The organism is Streptomyces lacrimifluminis (assembly GCF_014646095.1).
Lineage (GTDB): Bacteria > Actinomycetota > Actinomycetes > Streptomycetales > Streptomycetaceae > Streptomyces > Streptomyces lacrimifluminis.
Map to the genome: position 1 here is coordinate 407,149 of NZ_BMMU01000001.1, position 18,644 is coordinate 425,792.

General features: G+C 70.3%; 17 protein-coding genes and 1 tRNA gene. 9 read left to right on the top strand and 9 right to left on the bottom strand.

The window, feature by feature from the left end:
* Window positions 1–497: 497 nt before the first annotated feature.
* Window positions 498–2,699, top strand: coding sequence for a sensor histidine kinase (locus IEY89_RS01930; RefSeq protein WP_189145429.1), 2,202 nt, complete (start codon window positions 498–500; stop codon window positions 2,697–2,699).
* On the top strand, window positions 2,696–3,115 hold the full coding sequence (locus IEY89_RS01935; protein ID WP_189145430.1) for a roadblock/LC7 domain-containing protein: 420 nt from the start codon (window positions 2,696–2,698) through the stop codon (window positions 3,113–3,115). Before IEY89_RS01930 ends, IEY89_RS01935 begins: the two co-directional genes overlap by 4 nt.
* 328 nt (window positions 3,116–3,443) lie before the next feature.
* Here the strand turns inward: IEY89_RS01935 and IEY89_RS01940 are convergent, their stop codons facing one another.
* Both IEY89_RS01940 and IEY89_RS01945 read right to left on the bottom strand, forming a co-directional pair.
* Window positions 3,444–4,397, bottom strand: a complete 954-nt coding sequence (locus tag IEY89_RS01940; RefSeq protein WP_189145431.1) for an endonuclease/exonuclease/phosphatase family protein — start codon at window positions 4,395–4,397, stop codon at window positions 3,444–3,446.
* 263 nt (window positions 4,398–4,660) lie between these two features.
* Window positions 4,661–5,239 carry a TetR/AcrR family transcriptional regulator gene (locus IEY89_RS01945; RefSeq protein WP_189145432.1) on the bottom strand — a complete coding sequence of 193 codons (579 nt, stop codon included), beginning with the start codon at window positions 5,237–5,239 and terminating at the stop codon, window positions 4,661–4,663.
* Between the two features lie 90 nt (window positions 5,240–5,329).
* Between IEY89_RS01945 and IEY89_RS01950 the strand changes: the two genes are divergently transcribed.
* Complete coding sequence (locus tag IEY89_RS01950; RefSeq protein ID WP_189145433.1) at window positions 5,330–5,776, top strand: anthrone oxygenase family protein; 447 nt, start codon at window positions 5,330–5,332, stop codon at window positions 5,774–5,776.
* A gap of 506 nt (window positions 5,777–6,282) precedes the next feature.
* On the opposite strand, the gene IEY89_RS01955 is transcribed toward IEY89_RS01950, so the two are convergent.
* A complete protein-coding gene (locus IEY89_RS01955; RefSeq protein WP_189145434.1) occupies window positions 6,283–6,690 on the bottom strand; it encodes a RidA family protein in 408 nt (135 codons plus the stop codon).
* 145 nt (window positions 6,691–6,835) lie between these two features.
* On the opposite strand from IEY89_RS01955, the gene IEY89_RS01960 reads away from it, so the two are divergent.
* A complete protein-coding gene (locus tag IEY89_RS01960) occupies window positions 6,836–7,216 on the top strand; it encodes a winged helix-turn-helix transcriptional regulator (RefSeq protein WP_189145435.1) in 381 nt (126 codons plus the stop codon).
* Window positions 7,217–7,239: 23 nt separating this feature from the next.
* Window positions 7,240–7,455, top strand: coding sequence for a hypothetical protein (locus IEY89_RS01965; RefSeq protein WP_189145436.1), 216 nt, complete (start codon window positions 7,240–7,242; stop codon window positions 7,453–7,455).
* Window positions 7,456–7,699: 244 nt separating this feature from the next.
* On the opposite strand, the gene IEY89_RS01970 is transcribed toward IEY89_RS01965, so the two are convergent.
* The 4 genes from IEY89_RS01970 to IEY89_RS01985 form a co-directional block, all read right to left on the bottom strand.
* Window positions 7,700–7,775: transfer RNA gene (locus IEY89_RS01970), tRNA-Arg, on the bottom strand.
* 164 nt (window positions 7,776–7,939) lie between these two features.
* Window positions 7,940–9,292, bottom strand: coding sequence for an enolase C-terminal domain-like protein (locus tag IEY89_RS01975; protein ID WP_189145437.1), 1,353 nt, complete (start codon window positions 9,290–9,292; stop codon window positions 7,940–7,942).
* A gap of 109 nt (window positions 9,293–9,401) precedes the next feature.
* Window positions 9,402–11,078 carry an IclR family transcriptional regulator domain-containing protein gene (locus tag IEY89_RS01980; protein WP_189145438.1) on the bottom strand — a complete coding sequence of 559 codons (1,677 nt, stop codon included), beginning with the start codon at window positions 11,076–11,078 and terminating at the stop codon, window positions 9,402–9,404.
* Between the two features lie 82 nt (window positions 11,079–11,160).
* Window positions 11,161–12,462 carry a M6 family metalloprotease domain-containing protein gene (locus IEY89_RS01985; protein ID WP_189145439.1) on the bottom strand — a complete coding sequence of 434 codons (1,302 nt, stop codon included), beginning with the start codon at window positions 12,460–12,462 and terminating at the stop codon, window positions 11,161–11,163.
* Between the two features lie 282 nt (window positions 12,463–12,744).
* Here IEY89_RS01985 and IEY89_RS01990 point away from each other — a divergent pair, with 282 nt between their 5' ends.
* Both IEY89_RS01990 and IEY89_RS01995 read left to right on the top strand, forming a co-directional pair.
* A complete protein-coding gene (locus IEY89_RS01990) occupies window positions 12,745–13,386 on the top strand; it encodes a TetR/AcrR family transcriptional regulator (protein WP_189145440.1) in 642 nt (213 codons plus the stop codon).
* Window positions 13,387–13,543: 157 nt separating this feature from the next.
* Complete coding sequence (locus tag IEY89_RS01995) at window positions 13,544–15,076, top strand: MFS transporter (protein ID WP_189145441.1); 1,533 nt, start codon at window positions 13,544–13,546, stop codon at window positions 15,074–15,076.
* A 102-nt stretch (window positions 15,077–15,178) separates the two neighbouring features.
* Here the strand turns inward: IEY89_RS01995 and IEY89_RS02000 are convergent, their stop codons facing one another.
* Window positions 15,179–15,688, bottom strand: a complete 510-nt coding sequence (locus tag IEY89_RS02000) for a MarR family winged helix-turn-helix transcriptional regulator (RefSeq protein ID WP_189145442.1) — start codon at window positions 15,686–15,688, stop codon at window positions 15,179–15,181.
* Between the two features lie 133 nt (window positions 15,689–15,821).
* Between IEY89_RS02000 and IEY89_RS02005 the strand changes: the two genes are divergently transcribed.
* Entirely contained in the window at window positions 15,822–16,613 is a 792-nt protein-coding gene (locus IEY89_RS02005) for a dioxygenase family protein (RefSeq protein ID WP_189145443.1), read from the top strand.
* A gap of 78 nt (window positions 16,614–16,691) precedes the next feature.
* Here IEY89_RS02005 and IEY89_RS02010 read toward each other — a convergent pair whose 3' ends face one another.
* Window positions 16,692–17,210, bottom strand: coding sequence for a GNAT family N-acetyltransferase (locus tag IEY89_RS02010; protein ID WP_189145444.1), 519 nt, complete (start codon window positions 17,208–17,210; stop codon window positions 16,692–16,694).
* Window positions 17,211–17,434: 224 nt separating this feature from the next.
* Here IEY89_RS02010 and IEY89_RS02015 point away from each other — a divergent pair, with 224 nt between their 5' ends.
* Window positions 17,435–18,436, top strand: a complete 1,002-nt coding sequence (locus IEY89_RS02015) for a sigma-70 family RNA polymerase sigma factor (protein WP_189145445.1) — start codon at window positions 17,435–17,437, stop codon at window positions 18,434–18,436.
* Window positions 18,437–18,644: the final 208 nt, after the last annotated feature.

The window sequence follows — 18,644 nt, forward strand, 5'->3', positions numbered from 1 at the left end:
CGGGCCCGCAGTGGCCCTCCGCGGTGGTGGCCCAGGTGATGCCGTCCGTGAGGTCTCGATCCGGTGGTCGCCGAGAGACGCCGGAGCCGCTGAGAGACGCCGAGAGTCGCCCGGAGTCGCCGTGGCGTCGTCCCCGCAGCCCGTCGCCCGGTCCACCCGCAACTCGCTGATGTCCACGCCCCGGGGCAGCCGTAAGGTGTTCCGAACCGGGGCGACCCCCGTGCCGTTGGTGCCACCCCTGGCGTCCCAACCCCAGACAGTGAACGTCATACCGATCAGACCGTCGGGTCCGCAGCCGGAGTCGCTGTCAGCCGGGACCGTTGTGGTCGGGACCGCTGTCGTCGGACCGCTGAACTCCCCGATGTCGGCGCCGTGTTCGCCACCAGGGCGTCGGTCACAGCCCCCGGCCTGGGGTGTGAGGGTGACGCAACCCAAGTTCCCACGGGCCCTAACAGAGCGGAAACCGGCCGCTGCGGCAGTCGGACTAGCGTCGTGACATGAGGGTGTGGACGCCATTACGGCCGCTGCTCGACAGGCTCACCAGACTCGGCGAAGTCGGCAGGCGCGATGCCGGCAAGGGTGCCGTCGGCAGACGCGGCGTCGGCAAGGGGGTTGTCGGCACGGGCGGTTCGGTGGGCCGACCCGGTGACCGAACGACTCCCGGCCGCCGTCCGCTGCCCGGCTGGCGCAGCATCAGGGGCCGGGTGGCGGTGGTCATCACCGTCCCGATCTGCCTGCTGCTGACGGTGGCCGGTCTGGCCGTGTACGGCCGCGCGGAGGCAGTCGGCGAGGCCCGGACGACCCGCACCGAGGTCGGCCTCAGCCTGCGTGTCCAGGCACTGGTGCACCAGCTGCAACGCGAACGCGGCCTGACGAACGGCCTGTTGGGGGGCGAGAAGAGCTACCGCACACCGCTCACCACCACTCGCCGCCGTGTCGACACGGCACTGGAGGCCATGCGCCCGGAACGCGCCGTCGAGGCGGTCATTCAGAAGCACCTGCGACGCCTCACCGCGATCCGCACCGCTGCCGACAGGGAGGCCGTGGGAACGGGCACCGTCGACCGCACCGCCACCCTCACCTTCTACACGACCGCCGTCGACGCCCTCAACGCGGTCGACCCGGTGGCGGACACCGCGTCCCGCGACGACCGTCAACTGCGCGACGGACTGGCGGCGTTGCGGGAACTGGCCGCCGCCAAGGAGTCCGTCGCCCTCGAACGCGGCTTCCTCAACGGTGTGTTCGCCGACGGTGCCTTCCGCGACCGCGAATACCTCACCTTCACCGAGGTGCGCGCCACCCGCGTCGCCGCCCTCGCCCGCTTCCGCCAGGTCGCCACGGCTCCCCAACTCGCTGCCCTGAAGCGCGCGTTCGGCACCGAGGACGCCGAACGCGCCACCGCCTACGAGACCCGGGCGGAGGCCGCCGCCGACGGCTCCGCGCTGCGCGCCGACGCCGGCACCTGGTGGGACGCGATGACCGTACTCGTGGACGACCTGTACGCCGTCCAGCGGACGGTGGGTGACGACGTACGCGACCGGGCCGACCGCCTCAGTCACGAAGCCGAACTGGGTCTCGCCGCCTACCTCGTCGCCGGAACGCTCATGGCCGCCCTCGTCGCGGCCCTCGCCGCCTTCGCTTCGCGCTCCCTCACCCGCCCCCTCGGCGCACTCGCCGAGGCCGCCCACGACGTGGCCCGGCACCGGCTCCCCGCCACCGTCGCCCGGATCCAGCAGTCACCGCAGGACCAGGTGGAGTTCCCCGAGGCACAGGCCCAGCCCCTGGGCGGCGCGGCCGAGATCGCCGAAGTCGCGGAGTCCCTGCGCCAGGTGGAACACACCGCTCTCCAACTGGCCGCCCAGCAGGCCGGCCTGCGCCGCAACACCACCGAATCGCTCGCCAACCTCGGCCGCCGCAACCAGAATCTCGTTCGCCGTCAGCTGGGCCTCATCACCCGACTGGAACGGCAGGAACTCGACCCGGACGCCCTCGCCGAACTCTTCGAACTCGACCACCTGGCCACCCGTATGCGGCGCAACGCCGAAAGCCTGCTGGTCCTGGCCGGACAGAACCCGCCCCGGGCCACGGCCGCACCCGCCGGCGGCCTGGAGGTCGTCCAGTCGGCCGTCGCCGAGGTGGAGCAGTACCGCAGGGTCCTGATCGCGGCCGTGGAGCCGGTGCGCGTACGCGGGCACGCCGTCGCCGATGTCGCACACCTCCTGGCCGAACTCATCGAGAACGGGCTGACGTTCTCGCCACCGGACGAACCGGTCGAGGTCCACGGCTGGTACGACTCCGAGGACGGCACGTACAGCTTTGCCGTCGTCGACCACGGCGTCGGCATGTCCGCGGCGGACAAGGAACGCGCGAGCGCCCGCCTCTCCGGCTCGGACGAGGACGCCTTCCTCGCCGCGCCCACCCGTTTCCTCGGCCACCTCGTCGTCGGCCGGCTCGCCCACCGGCTCGGCGAGGGCACGAGGGTCCACCTCTTCGACACCCCGGGCGGCGGCCTGTCCGCACTCCTCGTCCTGCCCGACCGCCTGCTCGCCCCCGCGGCCCAGTCCCTCCCCGCCGCACCGCTCACACCCCCGCCCACCACGTCACCCACCACCCCACCCGCTGTCTCCTCCCTGCTCAACGGCTTCCGAGCAGGTGTCGCCCGAGCCGAGGCCCGAAGCACCCAAGGAGCGTCATCGTGACCACCGCCGTCCAGAGTTTCGGCTGGCTCATCTCGGAGTTCGTCCGCACCGCCGACGGCGTCACCGACGCGGTCGCCGTCTCCTCGGACGGCCTCCTCATGGCCGCCTCCGACAACCTCGGCCGGGACCGCGCCGACCACCTGGCGGCCGTCGTCTCCGGCATCACCAGCCTCGCCCAGAACGCGTCGACGACACACGGCTTCCGCGGCATGAAGCTCGTCATGATCGAGATGTTCGGCGGCTTCCTCATGGTCGGCCGCATCCGCGACGGCAGCTGCCTGGGCGTCCTCGCCGCCGAGGGCTGTGACGTGGGCCTGGTCGGCTACGAGATGTCCGTCCTCGCCGACCGCGCCGGCGAACTCCTCACCCCCCAACTGGTACGCCAACTCCACTCGGCACCCCTGGCGGCGGGATAGGCGCGGTCTCCTGCGCGGAACTCGTGCTCGGGGCTCCGCCGGCACGGGTCAGGTGTCCGTCGGTGGTGCGGTGCCGCGTCGGCGGGGTCTTCCGGGGCTACTGACGGGGCTACTGACCCCAGGCGGACCGGACACCAGAGACGAACGTGCCCCCGGACCGCCGCACCCCATCAGCCTCGATGCCCGGACCGCAGCCCCCGCCGAGCATCCGGCCGACGCCGCCGGGCGAGCCGTACGACCGGCCCCCGCCGGAAAAGACCCACCGGATCGGAGGGTCCCTCACCTGGGACGCAAGGCCGATACAGCGGTGATCGCAGACGCCCGGCGTTCAGCCACGACCCAGGCGTACGCGCCCGACCACCGGCAAGTGGTCGCTCCCGGTCGGGTCCAGGGCCGACACCTCCGTCACCACGACCCCCCTGCCGAGCACCTGGTCGATCCGGGCCACCGGCAGGGAAGCCGGCCAGCTGAACGCGAACCCCACCTCCGGGGCGCCGAGTTGTGAGGTGAGCGGATCCAGCCCCCGGTCCTGCACGGTGCCGTTGAGATCACCCACGACCAGGAGCCGGACCGCCGGGTCGTCCGCGATCCGCGCCCCGAGCAGTGCCGCGCTCTCGTCACGGGCCGCCGACGCGAAGCCGCTCGCGCCGAGACGGATCGACGGCAGGTGGACCACGTACACCGCGACCGCTCCCTCGGGCGCGCCGACCGTGGCCCGCAGACCGCGCTGCCAGCCGCCCGGGAAGCCCGCGGGCCGGATGTCCACGGCCCGCACGTCCGTGAGGGGGTACGAGGACCAGAGCCCGACCGTGCCGTGGACCGCCCGGTGGGGATGGGACGCGCCCAGGACGTCCTCGTACACGGGCCGCGCTGCGGGCGTCAGCTCCTGCACGGCCACGAGGTCGGCGCCCGTGGCGAGCAGCGCCTGTGCGGTGCCGGACGGGTCGGAGTTGTCGTCGGCGACGTTGTGCTGAACGACGGTCAGGTCGTACGCGTCGGAGGACGAGGCGAACCAGAGCCCGCCGAACAGCCAGAGCCAGGCCAGCGCGGGCAGCAGACAGGCGACCAGCCCTCCCACCGACCGCTTGACCAGGGCGAGACACGCGAGGAGCGGCACGGCAACGCCCAGCCACGGCAGAAACGTCTCCAGGGCGCTCCCGATCCGCCCGACCCCGTTGGGCACGACGGAGTGCAGGGCCAGCAGACAAGCGACACCGATGGCACCCGCGGCGAGCCCGTGCTCCCACCAGCGCAGGCTTCGCCGATCTCCACGCACGACCACACGCCCTCCTCGTCCCGACGGACGACGCCCCTGCCCACCTGACGGTTCCCCACGGTGAACGGTGACCCGCCCAACAAGACCCGGTCGGCGCGCGGTCGAAGAAGGCGGGCAGCCGGCGGGGTCGGCGTGCAGCCTGACGTGCTCCGGTCCGAACTCCTCACCGGGCACGTCCGGCGAGGAGTTGACGATCGATCTCGGAGGCCGGCACCGGTGCCCGTCCGGGAGTACGGGCCCCGCCGCCGCCTACCTGCCGGGACGGTGTGTCAGACCACCGCGAGTCGGTCCACCAGCAGCTCCACCCTCAGCTCGGCGTCCTCCGGCGGTAGCCGTCCCGCTCGGGTCAGGGTCGCCAGGCCGTGCAGGGCGGCCCAGAACGTCTCGGTGAACAGCCCCGGGTGGACGCCGTCCCCGGCGACCTCGCCGAGGCTCTCCAGCAGTGCGGCGAAGGCGTCCTTGAGCGGTTCCGGGGTGTCCTCGTGGGCGAAGGCCAGGCCGCCGTCGAGCTGGAAGATGGCGTCGTAGACCGCCGGGTTGCGTGCGGCGAAGTCGAGGTAGGCGCGGGCGAGGGCGTACACCCGCTCGCGCGGGCAGTCTGCGGCGGCGGTCGCGGCGCGCACCGCCGCGGCCAGCTCGGCGGCGCCCTCCAGGGCAACGGCGCCGATGATCTCCCGTTTGCCGCGGAAGTGGCTGTAGAGGACGGGCTGGCTGTACTCGATGCGCTCGGCGAGCCGGCGGGTGGTGACCGCGTCCCAGCCCTGCTGCTCGGCGAGTTCGCGGGCCGTCGCCACGATGAGGCGCTCGCGGGCCGCCCGCTCGCGCTCCTTGCGTTCCTGTACCGACATGATTCGATCCTAGCACCGCTAGACAAGTGAGCGGCGGCAGCACTAGCGTTGCCTCAGTACCTAGCAACGCTAGATTCCTGGAGGGTCATCATGCTCAACGCACTCGAGGTCTTCACCACCGTGGTCGTCGGCGTGATGGTGGGGGTGGAGTTCTCCGTCGCCTTCGTCATGAACCCGATCCTCAACGCACTCCCGGAGGACAGTGGCCAACTCGGCCACGCCCACGGGGGCCGGATGCTCGGCGCTGTGATGCCGGTCTGGTACATCAGCTCGCTCGTCCTCGTCGCGGTCTGGGCCATCGCCGGAGGGGACCACCCCGGCACCGGCCTCGTCGTCACCGCCGGAGCGCTGCTGCTCCTCAGCGTGGTCATGTCGCTCCTGCTGCTCGTCCCGATCAACAACCGGAACAAGACATGGACCCCCGAGAACCGGCCCGCCGACTGGAAGCAGCAGATCCACCGCTGGAACCGCTTCCACTACGTCCGTGTCGCCGTCATCATCGCCGCCTTCACCCTGCTCGCCGCCGCCCTCACCTGAGCCGGTGGGCGTGGGCCGACACCGCGCCGACGGCTGCGCAATCCCCACTCCCGGGCGACAGCAGCGGACCACCGAAATCCCGACATCCGGGAATGCCGGTAGCCGGATGGCGGCCAGGAGCGACACGGGCAGCTCCGGGCGCCGATGGCCCCGGCGGCAGTCGCTGATCCAGGTTTCGCCGTCGGGCAGGCCTGGCCCCCGTCGCGGGCTGGGGTGATCAGGTCTGCGGTGACCTGCGACTTCGGCATGATCCGGTTAGGGTTTTCGGGAGGTACTTGGGAGATCGGCACTCGTGGCGAAGGCCTGTCCAGGGTGAGAGCGGGCTGTTGCCAGACCGGGAGCCGGCTACACGAAATAGGCCCCGGACCCTCCCTGACATGGGAGTTCCGGGGCCCAGGGCGGTCTCGGTGATGTGGGGTGCGGTTCGGGTATGTGACTGAGCACGTGGTTGACCCCTGAGCTCCGTAGTTGGCCACTTCGGTGCTCAGCGGGCTAAGAGGATCTGTTCAGTCGAGGACTGCGGTGGCTTCGATCTCCACCAGATGGTCGGGTACGTCCAGTGCCGCAACGCCCAGCAGCGTGGCCGGCGGGACCGGGGCGGCCCCCAGCTTCGCGGACGCCCGACCGATCCCCTCCAGGAGCTGGGGCATCTTGTCGGGGGTCCAGTCGACGACGTGGACGGTCAGTTTGGCCACATCGTCGAAGGAACCGCCGACCTCGGCCAGGGCGGTGGCGATGTTGAGGTAGCACTGCTCGACCTGAGCGGCGAGGTCGCCTTCGCCGACCGTGACCCCCTTGGCGTCCCAGGCGACCTGCCCGGCGATGAAGACCAGCTTCGTCCCCGTCGCGATCGACACTTGCCGGTAGACATCGATCGTGGGCAATCCGCTGGGATTCACCAGAGTGACGGCCATGCTGCCTGCCTCCTTGTCACGGGAGCCCGTGGGCTCGCTTCCACCCGACCAAGACGTTTCCCTTGGTCTCTTGCGGTTACTCAGGAACCATAGGAGAGTGGCCGCTGACATGGAAGAACGCACTTTTCAGTGACTGGGGAACCTCATGGTGACCAAGCAGTTCACGGGCTCGCCCGACGAAGCGGACCTGAGGCGCGCGGACTCTCTGGCGCGGGAGATCTTCTCGGACGTCGCCAACAAATGGGCGCTCCTGATCATCGAGGCTCTGGGGGAGCACACCCTGCGCTTCGGCGAGCTGCGGAACGAGATCGAGGGCATCAGCCACAAGATGCTCACTCAGAACCTGCGCATGCTCGAGCGCAACGGTCTGATCGAGCGGACGGTGTACCCCGTCGTGCCGCCGCGGGTCGAGTACGCACTCACCGAGCCGGGCCAGGCCCTGCGGGTGACGATCGACGGACTGTGCGACTGGACTCACCGGTACCTGGGTCACATTGAGACCTCCCGCCACCGCTTCGACGCCTGACAGGGGCGATTGCGTCGCTGCCCATGCCGAAGATCTCGCGTGTGGAGTTGACGTCTGATCAGGAGCGCGAGGTGCGTGAGCGTCTGCGGGGGCTCGGCGTGGTCACGGCCGCCTTTGGCGCGATCGAGACCGACCTCCCGCGCGCACTCGACCTCGCCCGCAACTGTCACGCCGTTTACCTGGCAGCCGATCCGCAGCTGCGCAGGTTGGCAACCAGGCGTTTTTCACCCACCCCGTGATCGACGAGGACGGCGCCCACAGCGAGTACGCCGAACCGTTCGACACGCCGCTCGGCGCAGACGTACTGGATGCGGGGCAGACCGCCCTGGCTGATTGTGCGGAGAGACGAACCAAGCTGCGCGGAGTCCTGGAACAAGCCCGCATCGTCCGCCAACAAGAAGACCCCCAGCACGCCGGCTGGGGGTCTCTCTGTTCACCTTCCGGCCCCCGTGCGGGGTGTCGAAGGTTCGAATACAACTACTTTGGTGCCCTCGGCAGGATTCGAACCTGCGACACCGGCTTTAGGAGAGCCGTGCTCTATCCCCTGAGCTACGAAGGCGAGGCGGCGCGACCAACGTGCGGCTGCACCACCGCCGACAGTCTAGCGGGTGCTGCTCGGGAGGCCAGCGCGTTGATCGGACTCCGGAGGTGAGGAGGGGCGCGCCGGTGTCACCTCGGTCCGATGCTCGTCCCCCATGCTCGTTCCGCCCCTGCCCCCTGCCCCTACCGCACCAGACAAGGCCGCTTCCCGTCGAACTCCCACCCCGGTACCAGATACCGCATCCCGATCGCATCGTCCCGCGCGCCCAGCGCCTTCTCCCGGTACAGCTCATGTGCCGCGAGCACCCGCTCCATGTCCACCTGGACGCCCAGCCCCGGCGCGTCCGGCACCGCGATCTCGCCCCCAGTGATCTGTGGAGGAGTGACCGTGAGGCGTTCCAGGCCCTCCTGCCAGATCCAGTGGGTGTCGAGGGCGTTGTACTCGCCCGGGGCCGCCGCGCCGCAGTGGGTGACCATGGCCAGGGAGATGTCGAAGTGGTTGTTGGAGTGGCAGCCCCAGGTCAGGCCCATCGCGTTGCACAGCTGGGCCACGCGGACGGAGCCCTGCATGGTCCAGAAGTGCGGGTCGGCCAGCGGGATGGAGACCGACTGGAGGGCCAGGGCGTGGGTCAGTTGCCGCCAGTCCGTGGCGATCATGTTGGTCGCCGTGGGCAGGCCCGTCGCCCGGCGGAACTCGGCGAGGATCTCGCGCCCCGAGTAACCGCCCTCCGCACCGCAGGGGTCCTCGGCGTAGGCCAGCGTGCCGTTCAGGGGTGCGCACAGTGCGATCGCCTCGCGCAGCGACCACGCCCCGTTCGGGTCGAGGGTGATCCGGGCCTCCGGGAAGCGGTCCTTCAGCGCCCGTACGGCCTTCACCTCCTCCGTGCCCTCCAGGACACCGCCCTTGAGCTTGAAGTCGCGGAAGCCGTAGCGGGCGTGGGTGGCCTCGGCCTGGCGGACGATCGCCTCCGGCGTCAGGGCCTCCTCGTGCCGGACGCGGTGCCAGTCGACGTCCGAATCCGGCTCGCGGACGTAGTCCAGGTCGGTCCGGTCCGGGTCGCCGACGTAGAAGAGGTAGCCCAACATCCGTACAGAGTCCCGCTGTTGGCCGTCTCCGAGCAGGGCCGCGACCGGTACGTCGAGGTGCTGGCCGAGGAGGTCGAGGAGGGCCGACTCGACGGCCGTCACCGCGTGCACGGTGGTGCGCAGGTCGAAGGTCTGGGCGCCGCGTCCGCCCGAGTCGCGGTCGGCGAACCGGGCCCCGATCTCCGCCAGGACGCGCTTGTAGTCGCCCACCTTCGCCCCGACGACCAGGGACTCGGCGTCACGCAGCGTCCGCGTGATCTTCTCGCCGCCCGGGACCTCACCGAGTCCCGTACGGCCAGCGGAGTCGGTGAGGATCACGATGTTGCGCGTGAAGTAGGGGCCGTGGGCGCCGGAGAGGTTCAGCTCCATGCTGTCCCGGCCGGCGACCGGGTAGACGGAGAGGGTGGTGACGGTCGGCTGACTCGTGCTGGTACTCGTACGCGTACTCATGGTCGTCGAATCCTTGCGATCCTTGCGCGCAGACTGCGTATGTGGATGTTGTCCATGTATGTGGATCGAGACTAGGTGAGTGACCGCACGGGGGCAATGGGAGCGGCGGCTACGCCAGCGGCACCCGTGTGAACCGTCCCGCAGTCCGCAGTTCCCCCTCGATCCGCGAAGCGGTCCCGTACAGCTCCGGCAGCACCTCCGCCACGCACTGCTCCGCCGTGCGCCGGGTCGTGTGCATCGCCACGTTGACCGCCGCGACCACCCGTCCCGTACGGTCCCGCACCGGGACCGCGATCGACCGCAGCCCTTCCTCCAACTCCTCGTTGACCACGGCGTATCCCTGCTCCCGCACCTGCGCCAGCACGCGCGCGAAGGCCACCGGGTCCGTCACGGTGTGCGGGGTCAGCGGGGCCAGGTCCCGCACCTGACGCCCCGCCTCCGGTGTGTCGGCCAGCAGGACCCGGCCCATCGAGGTCGGGTACGCCGGAAGCCGTGTCCCGACGGTGATGTTGGCGCTCACGATGCGCCTCGTCGCCACCCGCGCCGTGTACTGGATCTCCGCGCCCGTATCCCCGGACAGGACCGCCAGTGACGCCGACTCGTCGACGCGTCCCGCGAGTTCGGCCAGGTGCGGGGCGGCGATCTCGGGCAGGGAGGTGTGGGAGAGGGGCGGGAAGCCCAGGGACAGGACCCGGGGGGTGAGGGTGAAGGTGCGGCCGTGGGCCTCGACGTATCCCAGGTGCTCGTAGGTGATCAGGGCCCGGCGGGCGGTCGCTCTCGCCAGGCCCGTCGCCCGTGCGACCTCCGTCAGGGTCAGCTCGGCGCGGCCCTCGCCGAAGGCCGTCAGGACGGTGAGGCCCCTGGCCAGGGACTCGATGAACTCCCGGCCCAGTTCCTGCTTCGAGGCCCCGGTCCAGGCCGCCAGGCCGGAGGGGGGCGCCGGCGTCCCGGCGGGCGGGCGCACCCGCAGTTCGGTCTCCATCGCGGCCACCGTCGAGCGCAGTCGCGGCAGCAGGTCCTCGCGCAGGTCGGTCGCCGTACGGCGGCTCGTATGGCTGACGACGCTCGCGACACAGGCCACCCGGCCTGTACGGGGGTCCCGTACGGGTACGGAGACGGCGACCAGTCCGGGTTCGATCAGCTGGTCGTCCAGTGCCCAGCCGGTGACGCGGGCCCGCTCGACGTACGCCTCGAAGTCGGCGCCCGAGTCGTCGGTTCGCGGGGGTATCGCGGGGAAGCCGAGGTCGGCCGGGTCCGCCGTCCGGCGTTCGTGCCAGCGGTGCCAGTCGGCGGGCGTCCACTCGGTGGCGAACAGCGGCCCGGGGGCGGTGCGTTCGGCGGGGAGGAGGTCGCCGATGCGGAAGCTGAGCGACATCGCGCGGCGGCGGGTCGCCTGGTGGATGAACCGGATGCCGTCCCGGTCGCCGACCGCGAGCGACACCGACTCGTCCAGCTCGTCGGCCAGGGCGTCCGCGTGCGCGTCGAGAAGGGCGGGCAGCCGGAGGGCGGCCAGGTAGGCGTTGCCGAGTTCCATCAGCCGAGGGGTGAGAACCGCGTCCCGGCCGTCGAGACGGACGTACCCCATGCGGGCGAGCGTCGCCGTGATCCGGTCCACCGTGGAGCGAGCCAGGCCGGTCGCGCGCTCAAGACCGCTCAGGCTCAGCGTCCCGCCCGCCTCGGTCAGCTGCCGCAGCACGGCGATCCCCCGGATCAGCGGGGCGACGGCCTCGGCGGGCACGGGACCACCGTCCAGGACCGACGGGACATTCGTGGCGGGGGCAACCATGGGCACACCGTAGTGCCCGTACGGAACCGCCGGTGGTACGCCCGTCGGCGTCGGCCGACTCCCCACCGACTCCACCACCGGCTCACCGCCGGGTGATCGTCACCCGGTAGTTGCCGTCGAGGTCCGCGCTCGTCACGGCGATCTGGATGCCCCGCCTCGGGTCCTTGAAGGTCTCGCCGGGTGCGAAGGGCGCGTCGGAGAGCTCCGCGTGGACGTTCGGGCTGCGGGTGCAGCCGCCGCTGTTCCGGCGGGAGTCGTACACCGTGACCGGGCCGCGGCCGGTGTCGACGTTCGCGTCGACCCGGTAGACCAGCACGCCCGGCCGGCACACCGTCTCGTCGTTGCCCTCGCGCGTACGCAGCTCGACGGCGTACCCCGTACGGGAGTTGACCGGCACGAAGACGAGCTTCGCGCCGCCGGGACGGGCCAGCGGGGTGAGTGTGTACTCGCTCGTCCCGGCCCTCACCGCGCAGCCGACCTGCGTGGGGTCCAGCCAGCCGAGCTTCCACTTGTGCCAGCCGAGGAGGTCGTTGTTGGCCCCCCAGTCCTCGCTCATGATGTCCCAGTGGCCGACCGCGCCCCCGCCGGCTTGCGTGTAGAGGTCCGGCAGCCCGAACACATGGCCGTTCTCGTGCGGGAGGACGCGGTATCCCGTGGTGTCGTACGAACCGGAGCCGTCGTCCTGCCGGGAGTAGACGAAGGACGCGTTGGCGACGGGCACCCCGTCCGCGACCGGCGCCTGTCTGTTTCCGGCGAAGGTGACGGACAGGACGGTGTCCAGGGCGGAGGGTCCCGCGTTCGGGGTGACCAGCACGTTCAGCAGGTCGTACGAGCGGAAGTCGACCGTCGGGTCGGCGGCGGCCACGATGTCGTGGACCAGGCGGCGGTAGCCGGGGTCGAAGGGGGCGCCGCGCTCTATGCCGTACGAGCGGAAGGTCCGGGGCATCCGCAGCCAGTCGGCGACGGGGGCCTCGGGGCGGTAGTCGAGGCGGCCGTAGGAGCTGGTGGTGAACCAGTCCCGGGTCTGCGGGAAGAACTCCGCGAGCCGGTCGAGGGCGCTGCCCTGGCCGGGGGCGTCGGAGAAGTCGACCATCAGGGTCAGCGCGCGGACGGTGCCCGTGGAGCGGGAGTAGCCGGGTGGGGTGGGCAGTCCCTCGGACATCTGGACGCCGAGACCGCCCCGGATCGCGCAGGGGCCGAGCGGGGAGGTGCGGGCCAGTGGCACGGAGCCCGCGGCCGTCATGGAACCCCTGGTGAGGTGCCCGGTGCCGGCCGAGGTGCTGACCGCGAGGGTCAGCGCGGCCACGGACACGAGGGCCGCCGCCCGGCGGGGGCGCAGGGGGCCCGGCGGACGTATCCGACCACGGCTGGACGGCTGCTGCATGCACGGACCCTTCGCGCCACGGCAGCCGTTCGGTCTCGGACTGCGCCCTTTCGATCACCCTGTGTCGAGGTCGGCGGGGGCGCGCGCTGGAGGAGACCGATCGTGGGTCTCCGTCCCAGAGGTATGTGACTCAGGTCACATGAATTCTCCTCCGATGCGGGAAATAACCGGGGATCGATTCCCCGTTTAGCCAGGTGTCCGAGCGAAACGGGGACTGCTTCCCCGGATCGCATCTGAAACTCTCGAATCCCGAACCTCACCGCTCGACCGAAGGAGTACGCCGTGCAGACCGCGATCCCCGTGCAGAAGGTGACCCGGCCCCGCGCCGACGCCCTGCGCAACCGGGAGCGGATCGTCACCGCCGCCCGCGAGATGTTCGTCGAGTTCGGCCCCGAGGTGCCGCTCGACGAGATCGCCCGCCGGGCCGGCGTTGGCAATGCCACGGTGTACCGCAACTTCCCGGACCGGGACGCCCTGGTGCGGGAGGTCGTCTGCTCGGTCATGGACCGTACGTCCGAGGCGGCCGAGTCCGCGCTCGCCGAGACCGGCGACGCCTTCGAGGCACTGTCGCGCTTCGTGCACGTCGCCGCCGACGAGCGGATCAGCGCGCTCTGCCCGATGATGTCCAGCACCTTCGACCAGCACCACCCGGACCTGGAGGCGGCGCGGGAGCGGGTCGAGCAGCTCATCGGGGAGATCATGGACCGCGCCAAGGCGGCCGGGCAGCTCCGCACCGACGTGGGCGTGGGCGACGTGATGGTCGTCGTGTCCCAGCTCAGCCGCCCTCCGGCGGGATCGGCGTGCATGAACATCGACCGCTTCGTCCATCGGCACCTGCAGCTGTTCCTGGACGGGCTGCGGGCCCCGGCCCGCTCCGAACTGCCCGGTAAGCCCGCGACGATGGAGGACCTGCGCCGATCCTGACCGATTAGTTCAGAGCACCACGCGGGTCACCCCCCCCACACACACACCACTCGCGCCACTCACCCCAGCACACACCAGGCTTCCAGTCGTCAGCGCCGACGAACTGATCCTTTTCGCATCCTTTTTTCTTTCCCGAAGTCCCGAAGTGGGTATCTCCATGTCCGAAACAGCCCAGGCCGTCGCCGCCAAGGCGCCGACTCCCGACTCCAACCGCTGGAAGGCGCTCACGTTCATCGCGCTCGCCCAGCTGATGGTCGTGCTCGACGCGACCATCGTGAACATCGCACTGCCCTCGGCCCAGCAGGACCTGGGGATATCGGACGGCAACCGCCAGTGGGTCATCACGGCCTACGCCCTGGCCTTCGGCGGACTGCTGCTCTTCGGCGGCCGGATCGCCGATATCTGGGGCCGCAAGAACACCTTCGTCACCGGCCTGATCGGCTTCGCCGGCGCCTCCGCCCTGGGCGGCGCGGCGACCAACGAGGCGATGCTGCTCGGCTCCCGCGCACTCCAGGGTGCCTTCGGCGCGCTGCTGGCGCCCGCCGCGCTCTCCCTGCTCGCGGTGATGTTCACCGACGCCAAGGAACGCGCCAAGGCGTTCGGCATCTACGGTGCGATCGCCGGTGGCGGCGGCGCCGTGGGTCTCATCCTCGGCGGCTTCCTCACCGAGTACCTGGACTGGCGCTGGACGTTCTTCGTGAACATCCCGTTCGCGATCGTCGCCGCCGTCGGCGCGTACTACGTCATCCGTGAACCGTCCGGCAGCCGCAACCGCTCGCCGCTCGACGTCCCGGGTGTCGTCCTGTCCACCCTCGGTCTGGTCTCGCTGGTCTACGGCTTCACGCGGGCCGAGTCCGAGGGCTGGAGCGACTCCCTGACGATCGGCATGTTCGTCGCCTCGGTGGTGCTCCTCGCGGCCTTCGTGTTCGTCGAGTCCAGGGTCAAGGCCCCGCTGCTGCCCCTGCGTGTCATCACGGAGCGCAACCGCGGCGGTGTCTACCTCTCGCTCGGCCTCGCGATCATCGCGATGTTCGGCCTGTTCCTCTTCCTGACCTACTACCTGCAGATCGTGAAGGGCTACTCGCCGGTCAAGACCGGCTTCGCCTTCCTGCCGATGATCGTGGGCATGATCACGGGCTCCACGCAGATCGGTGCCCGGCTGATGACCCGGGTCGCCCCGCGCCTGCTGATGGGCCCGGGCTTCCTGCTCGCCGCGCTCGGCATGCTGCTGCTGACCCAGATGGAGATCGGCTCCTCGTACGCCGCCCTGCTCCTGCCGGCCATGCTCCTGCTCGGCCTCGGCATGGGTACGGCGTTCATGCCGGCCATGTCCCTGGCCACGCTGGGCGTCGAGCCGCGTGACTCCGGTGTCGCATCCGCGATGGTCAACACCTCGCAGCAGGTGGGCGGCGCGATCGGTACGGCCCTGCTGAACACGATCGCCGCCTCGGCGACCACGTCGTACATCGCCGACCACATCGGTACGGCGACCTCCCGCTCCCAGCAGCAGCTGGTCCAGCTGGAGGCCATGGTCGAGGGCTACACCAGCGCCATCTGGTTCGCCGTCGGCATCCTGGTCGCCGCGGCGAGCATCGCCTTCACCTTCATCAACGCCGGTCGCCCGGACATGAGTTCGGTCAGTGGTGAGGGCGCTGAGGAGGAGCTGAAGGTTCCGGTGGTCGCCCACTGACCCCGGCTGCCGTCCCCCTCGTACCCCTTCGGGCCACTCCGTACGTCACGTGGGGTGGGGACGCCTCGTGACGTACGACTCCAGGATCTGCCCTGGCTCCGCTCAGCGGAGCCAGGGCAGATCCGCGTTCGCGTCCGTGGGCTGAAGGCCCTCGGCGACGATCTCCATGACGTCGTGGAGCGTCTTGCGCTGCTCGTCGCTGATCCGGTCGAACAGCGCCTGCCGTACGGCGCCCGCATGGCCGGGTGCGGTGCGCCGGAGCACCTCCCGGCCCTGGTCGGTCAGGACCGCGAACTGGCCGCGCTTGTCCGAGGGGCAGTCCTCGCGGCGTACCCAGCCGTTCTTCTCCAGCCGGGCGATGGCGTGCGAGAGCCGGGAACGGGTGATCTTCGCCTGCATCGCGAGCTCGGTCATGCGCAGCCGCGCGCCCGCTGTTTCACTGAGACGGGCGAGCAGGCCGTAGTAGACGTGCGGCATGCCGGCGTCACGCTGGAGCTGGCGGTCGAGATGGTCCTCGAGCAGGGTGACGGCGTGCATATAGGCGCGCCAGGTGCGCTGCTCCTCGTCGGTGAGCCAGCGGGGCTCCTCGTCAGGTGTAGATGCCGTGTTCATGTACTCCACTCTACGTTCCCCGTCCTTGAATATTAAACCAAAACGATGTATGTTCAGTATGCGAGAAGCTTGAGACTTCAAGGTGCAGACTTGAAGCAGGAGTGGTAGAGGTCCCGGGAAGGGAGCAGTCGACATGTCCGCCGACATCCAGGAGCGCATGCCCGCGCTCTACATCAGTCACGGCGCCCCTCCGCTGGCGGACGACCCGATCTGGCCCGGCGAACTCGCCGCCTGGTCGGCCGACCTGCCCCGCCCCAAGTCGATCCTGATGGTCTCCGCCCACTGGGAAGAGGCCCCGCTCGCCCTCGGTGCCATCGAAACGATCCCCCTCGTCTACGACTTCTGGGGCTTTCCCGAGCACTACTACCAGGTCGAGTACGCCGCCCCGGGCGCCCCCGAACTCGCCGAGTCCGTACGCAAGCTGCTGCGGGCCCCCGGTGTGCCCGTCCAGGACATCCCGGACCGCGGTCTCGACCACGGCGCGTACGTCCCGCTGGTGGAGATGTTCCCCGAGGCGGACATTCCTGTCCTCCAGATCTCGATGCCGACCCTCGACCCGGTGAAACTGATGGACATCGGGCGGAAACTCGCCCCCCTGCGTGACGAGGGCGTGCTGATCGTCGGCTCCGGCTTCTTCACCCACAACCTGGCCGCCCTGCGGCACCCGGGCCCCGGCGTGCCGACCTGGTCGAACGAGTTCGACGACTGGGGCCGCCGGGCGCTGGAGGCGCGGGACGTGGACGGCCTGCTGGACTTCCTGAACAAGGCTCCCGCGGGCCGGTACGCCCATCCGCGCACCGAGCACTTCGCTCCGCTCTTCGTGACGATGGGCGCCGCTGACGTGGCCGGTGAGCTGGACTCGCAGCGGTCGGTCATCGACGGCTTCTGGCTGGGGCTGGCCAAGCGGTCGGTTCAGTTCGGCTGACCCCGGGGGTAGGCGGTCGGCCCCTTCGGGCGGGTGTGCGGTGGCCGGAAGGGCATCGGAAGGGTTGCGGGAAGAGGCTCACAGTTCCTTCTCGTACCAGGCCACGTCCCAGTACCGGCCGAACTTGCGGCCCACCTCGCGGTAGGTGCCGACGTACCGGAACCCGAAGCGTTCGTGCAGCCGCACGGACGCTTCGTTCGGTGGTACGACTCCCGCGAGGGCGCGATGCACGTCCTCGTCGGCCAGGGCCTCGAAGAGGGCCTCGTACAGCAGGGTGCCGATACCGCGTCCGCCCGCGTCCGGGGCGAGATAGACGGTGACCTCCACGGTGGTGCCGTAGGCCGGCTTCGCGCGGAAGGGGCCGGACGTGACATACCCCAGAATCCGCTGTGAGTCCACATCCGTGGCAACCATCAGGCGGTGCGGGCCGTCTTCAGGGTAGGAGAGCAGCCAAGGCCGGCGCTCCTCCGATGTGAAGGTTCTGGTGTCGAACGTGGTGGGTGTCTCCCGCACGTAGTGGTTGTAGAGATCGGTGAGGGCCGCGAGATCATCCTCGACCCCTGGTCTGACCTGCACCTCTGTACGTTCCGACGGCATTGGGCCTCCTCTGCGGCGGGACAGGGTACTGCAAGATCAGAAAATCAGGGGGCAGGGTGGGGAATTCTGTCCTGATTCCAGTCGTTGTTTCCTTCGGAAGCTGGGCACGCGAGGAGTGTGCTGAGCGTTCAGTAACCAACAGGGACACCAAGGACCACCCGCTGGCCCTCCCCCACTCTCGACTTCGCTCGAGCGGGGGGACCCCCACTCGCAAGGGAGCAAGCATGGCAACCCGTGCCGTCGCCCGTCGTACGTCGTCCGCCACCGGCGGGACCGTCGGCGGCGCACGCAGTGTTCGCGCCCATGGCGGCGAGATCGCCGACCGCGACCTGGTCGGCATGTACTTGGACGAAATAGCCCGGACCCCGCTGCTCGACGCCGCGAAGGAGGTCGAGCTGTCGCAGACCATCGAGGCCGGTGTGTTCGCGCGCCAGATCCTCGACGGTGAGACAGAGGCCAAGGCGGACGCCACCGCCCCGGAGCTGGAGGCGCTCGTCGCCGAGAGCGAGCGGGCCAAGGACATCTTCATCCGCTCCAACCTCAGGCTGGTCGTCGCCGTGGCGCGCCGCTACCCGCGCAGCGGCCTGCCCCTCCTCGACCTGATCCAGGAGGGCAACGCCGGCCTGGTGCGCGCGGTCGAGAAGTTCGACTACCGCAAGGGCTTCAAGTTCTCGACGTACGCCACCTGGTGGATCCGTCAGGCCATCACCCGCTCCATAGCCGACCAGTCGCGCACGATCCGCCTCCCCGTCCACCTGGTCGAGGAGCTGGGCCGGATCCGGCGCGTCCAGCGTGAGTTCAACCGCAAGAACGGCCGGGACCCCGAGCCCGCGGAGATCGCCGCCGAACTGGACACGAACGCGGCGCGTGTGGTCGACGTCCTGGACTGGGCGCGCGACCCGGTCTCGCTGAACATGCCGGTGGACGACGAGGGCGAGACCCAGTTCGGTGACCTCCTGGAGGACACGTCGGCGGTGTCGCCGGAGCAGTCCGTGCTGACGCTCCTGCGCAGCGAGGAACTGGACGACCTGATCGGACGCCTCGACCAGCGCACGGCCTCCATCATCAAGATGCGGTACGGCATCGACGACGGCCGGGAGCGGACGCTGACGGAGGTCGGCAAGGAGCACGGGCTGACCCGTGAGCGGATCCGGCAGATCGAGAAGCACGCGCTCCTGGAACTGAAGAAGCTGGCCCGGGACACCGGGTTCGACGCGGCGGCGTAGTGCCCCGCGCTCCTCAGGGGGCGCATTCGGGGGCCTCGCGCGCCGGGAGGCGTACGACTGTTGGTGGTCGCGTGCGCGGGGTGGCGGAAGGCCGCGCAAAGATTGCGGTGCGAGGCTGGTTCAAATCGCGGGCCCGGGGCACAAGACCTCAGGGCCCAGGACTTCGGGTCCGGGCGGAGACGCCTCGGCCCCCCTGAGCCGAGTCCCG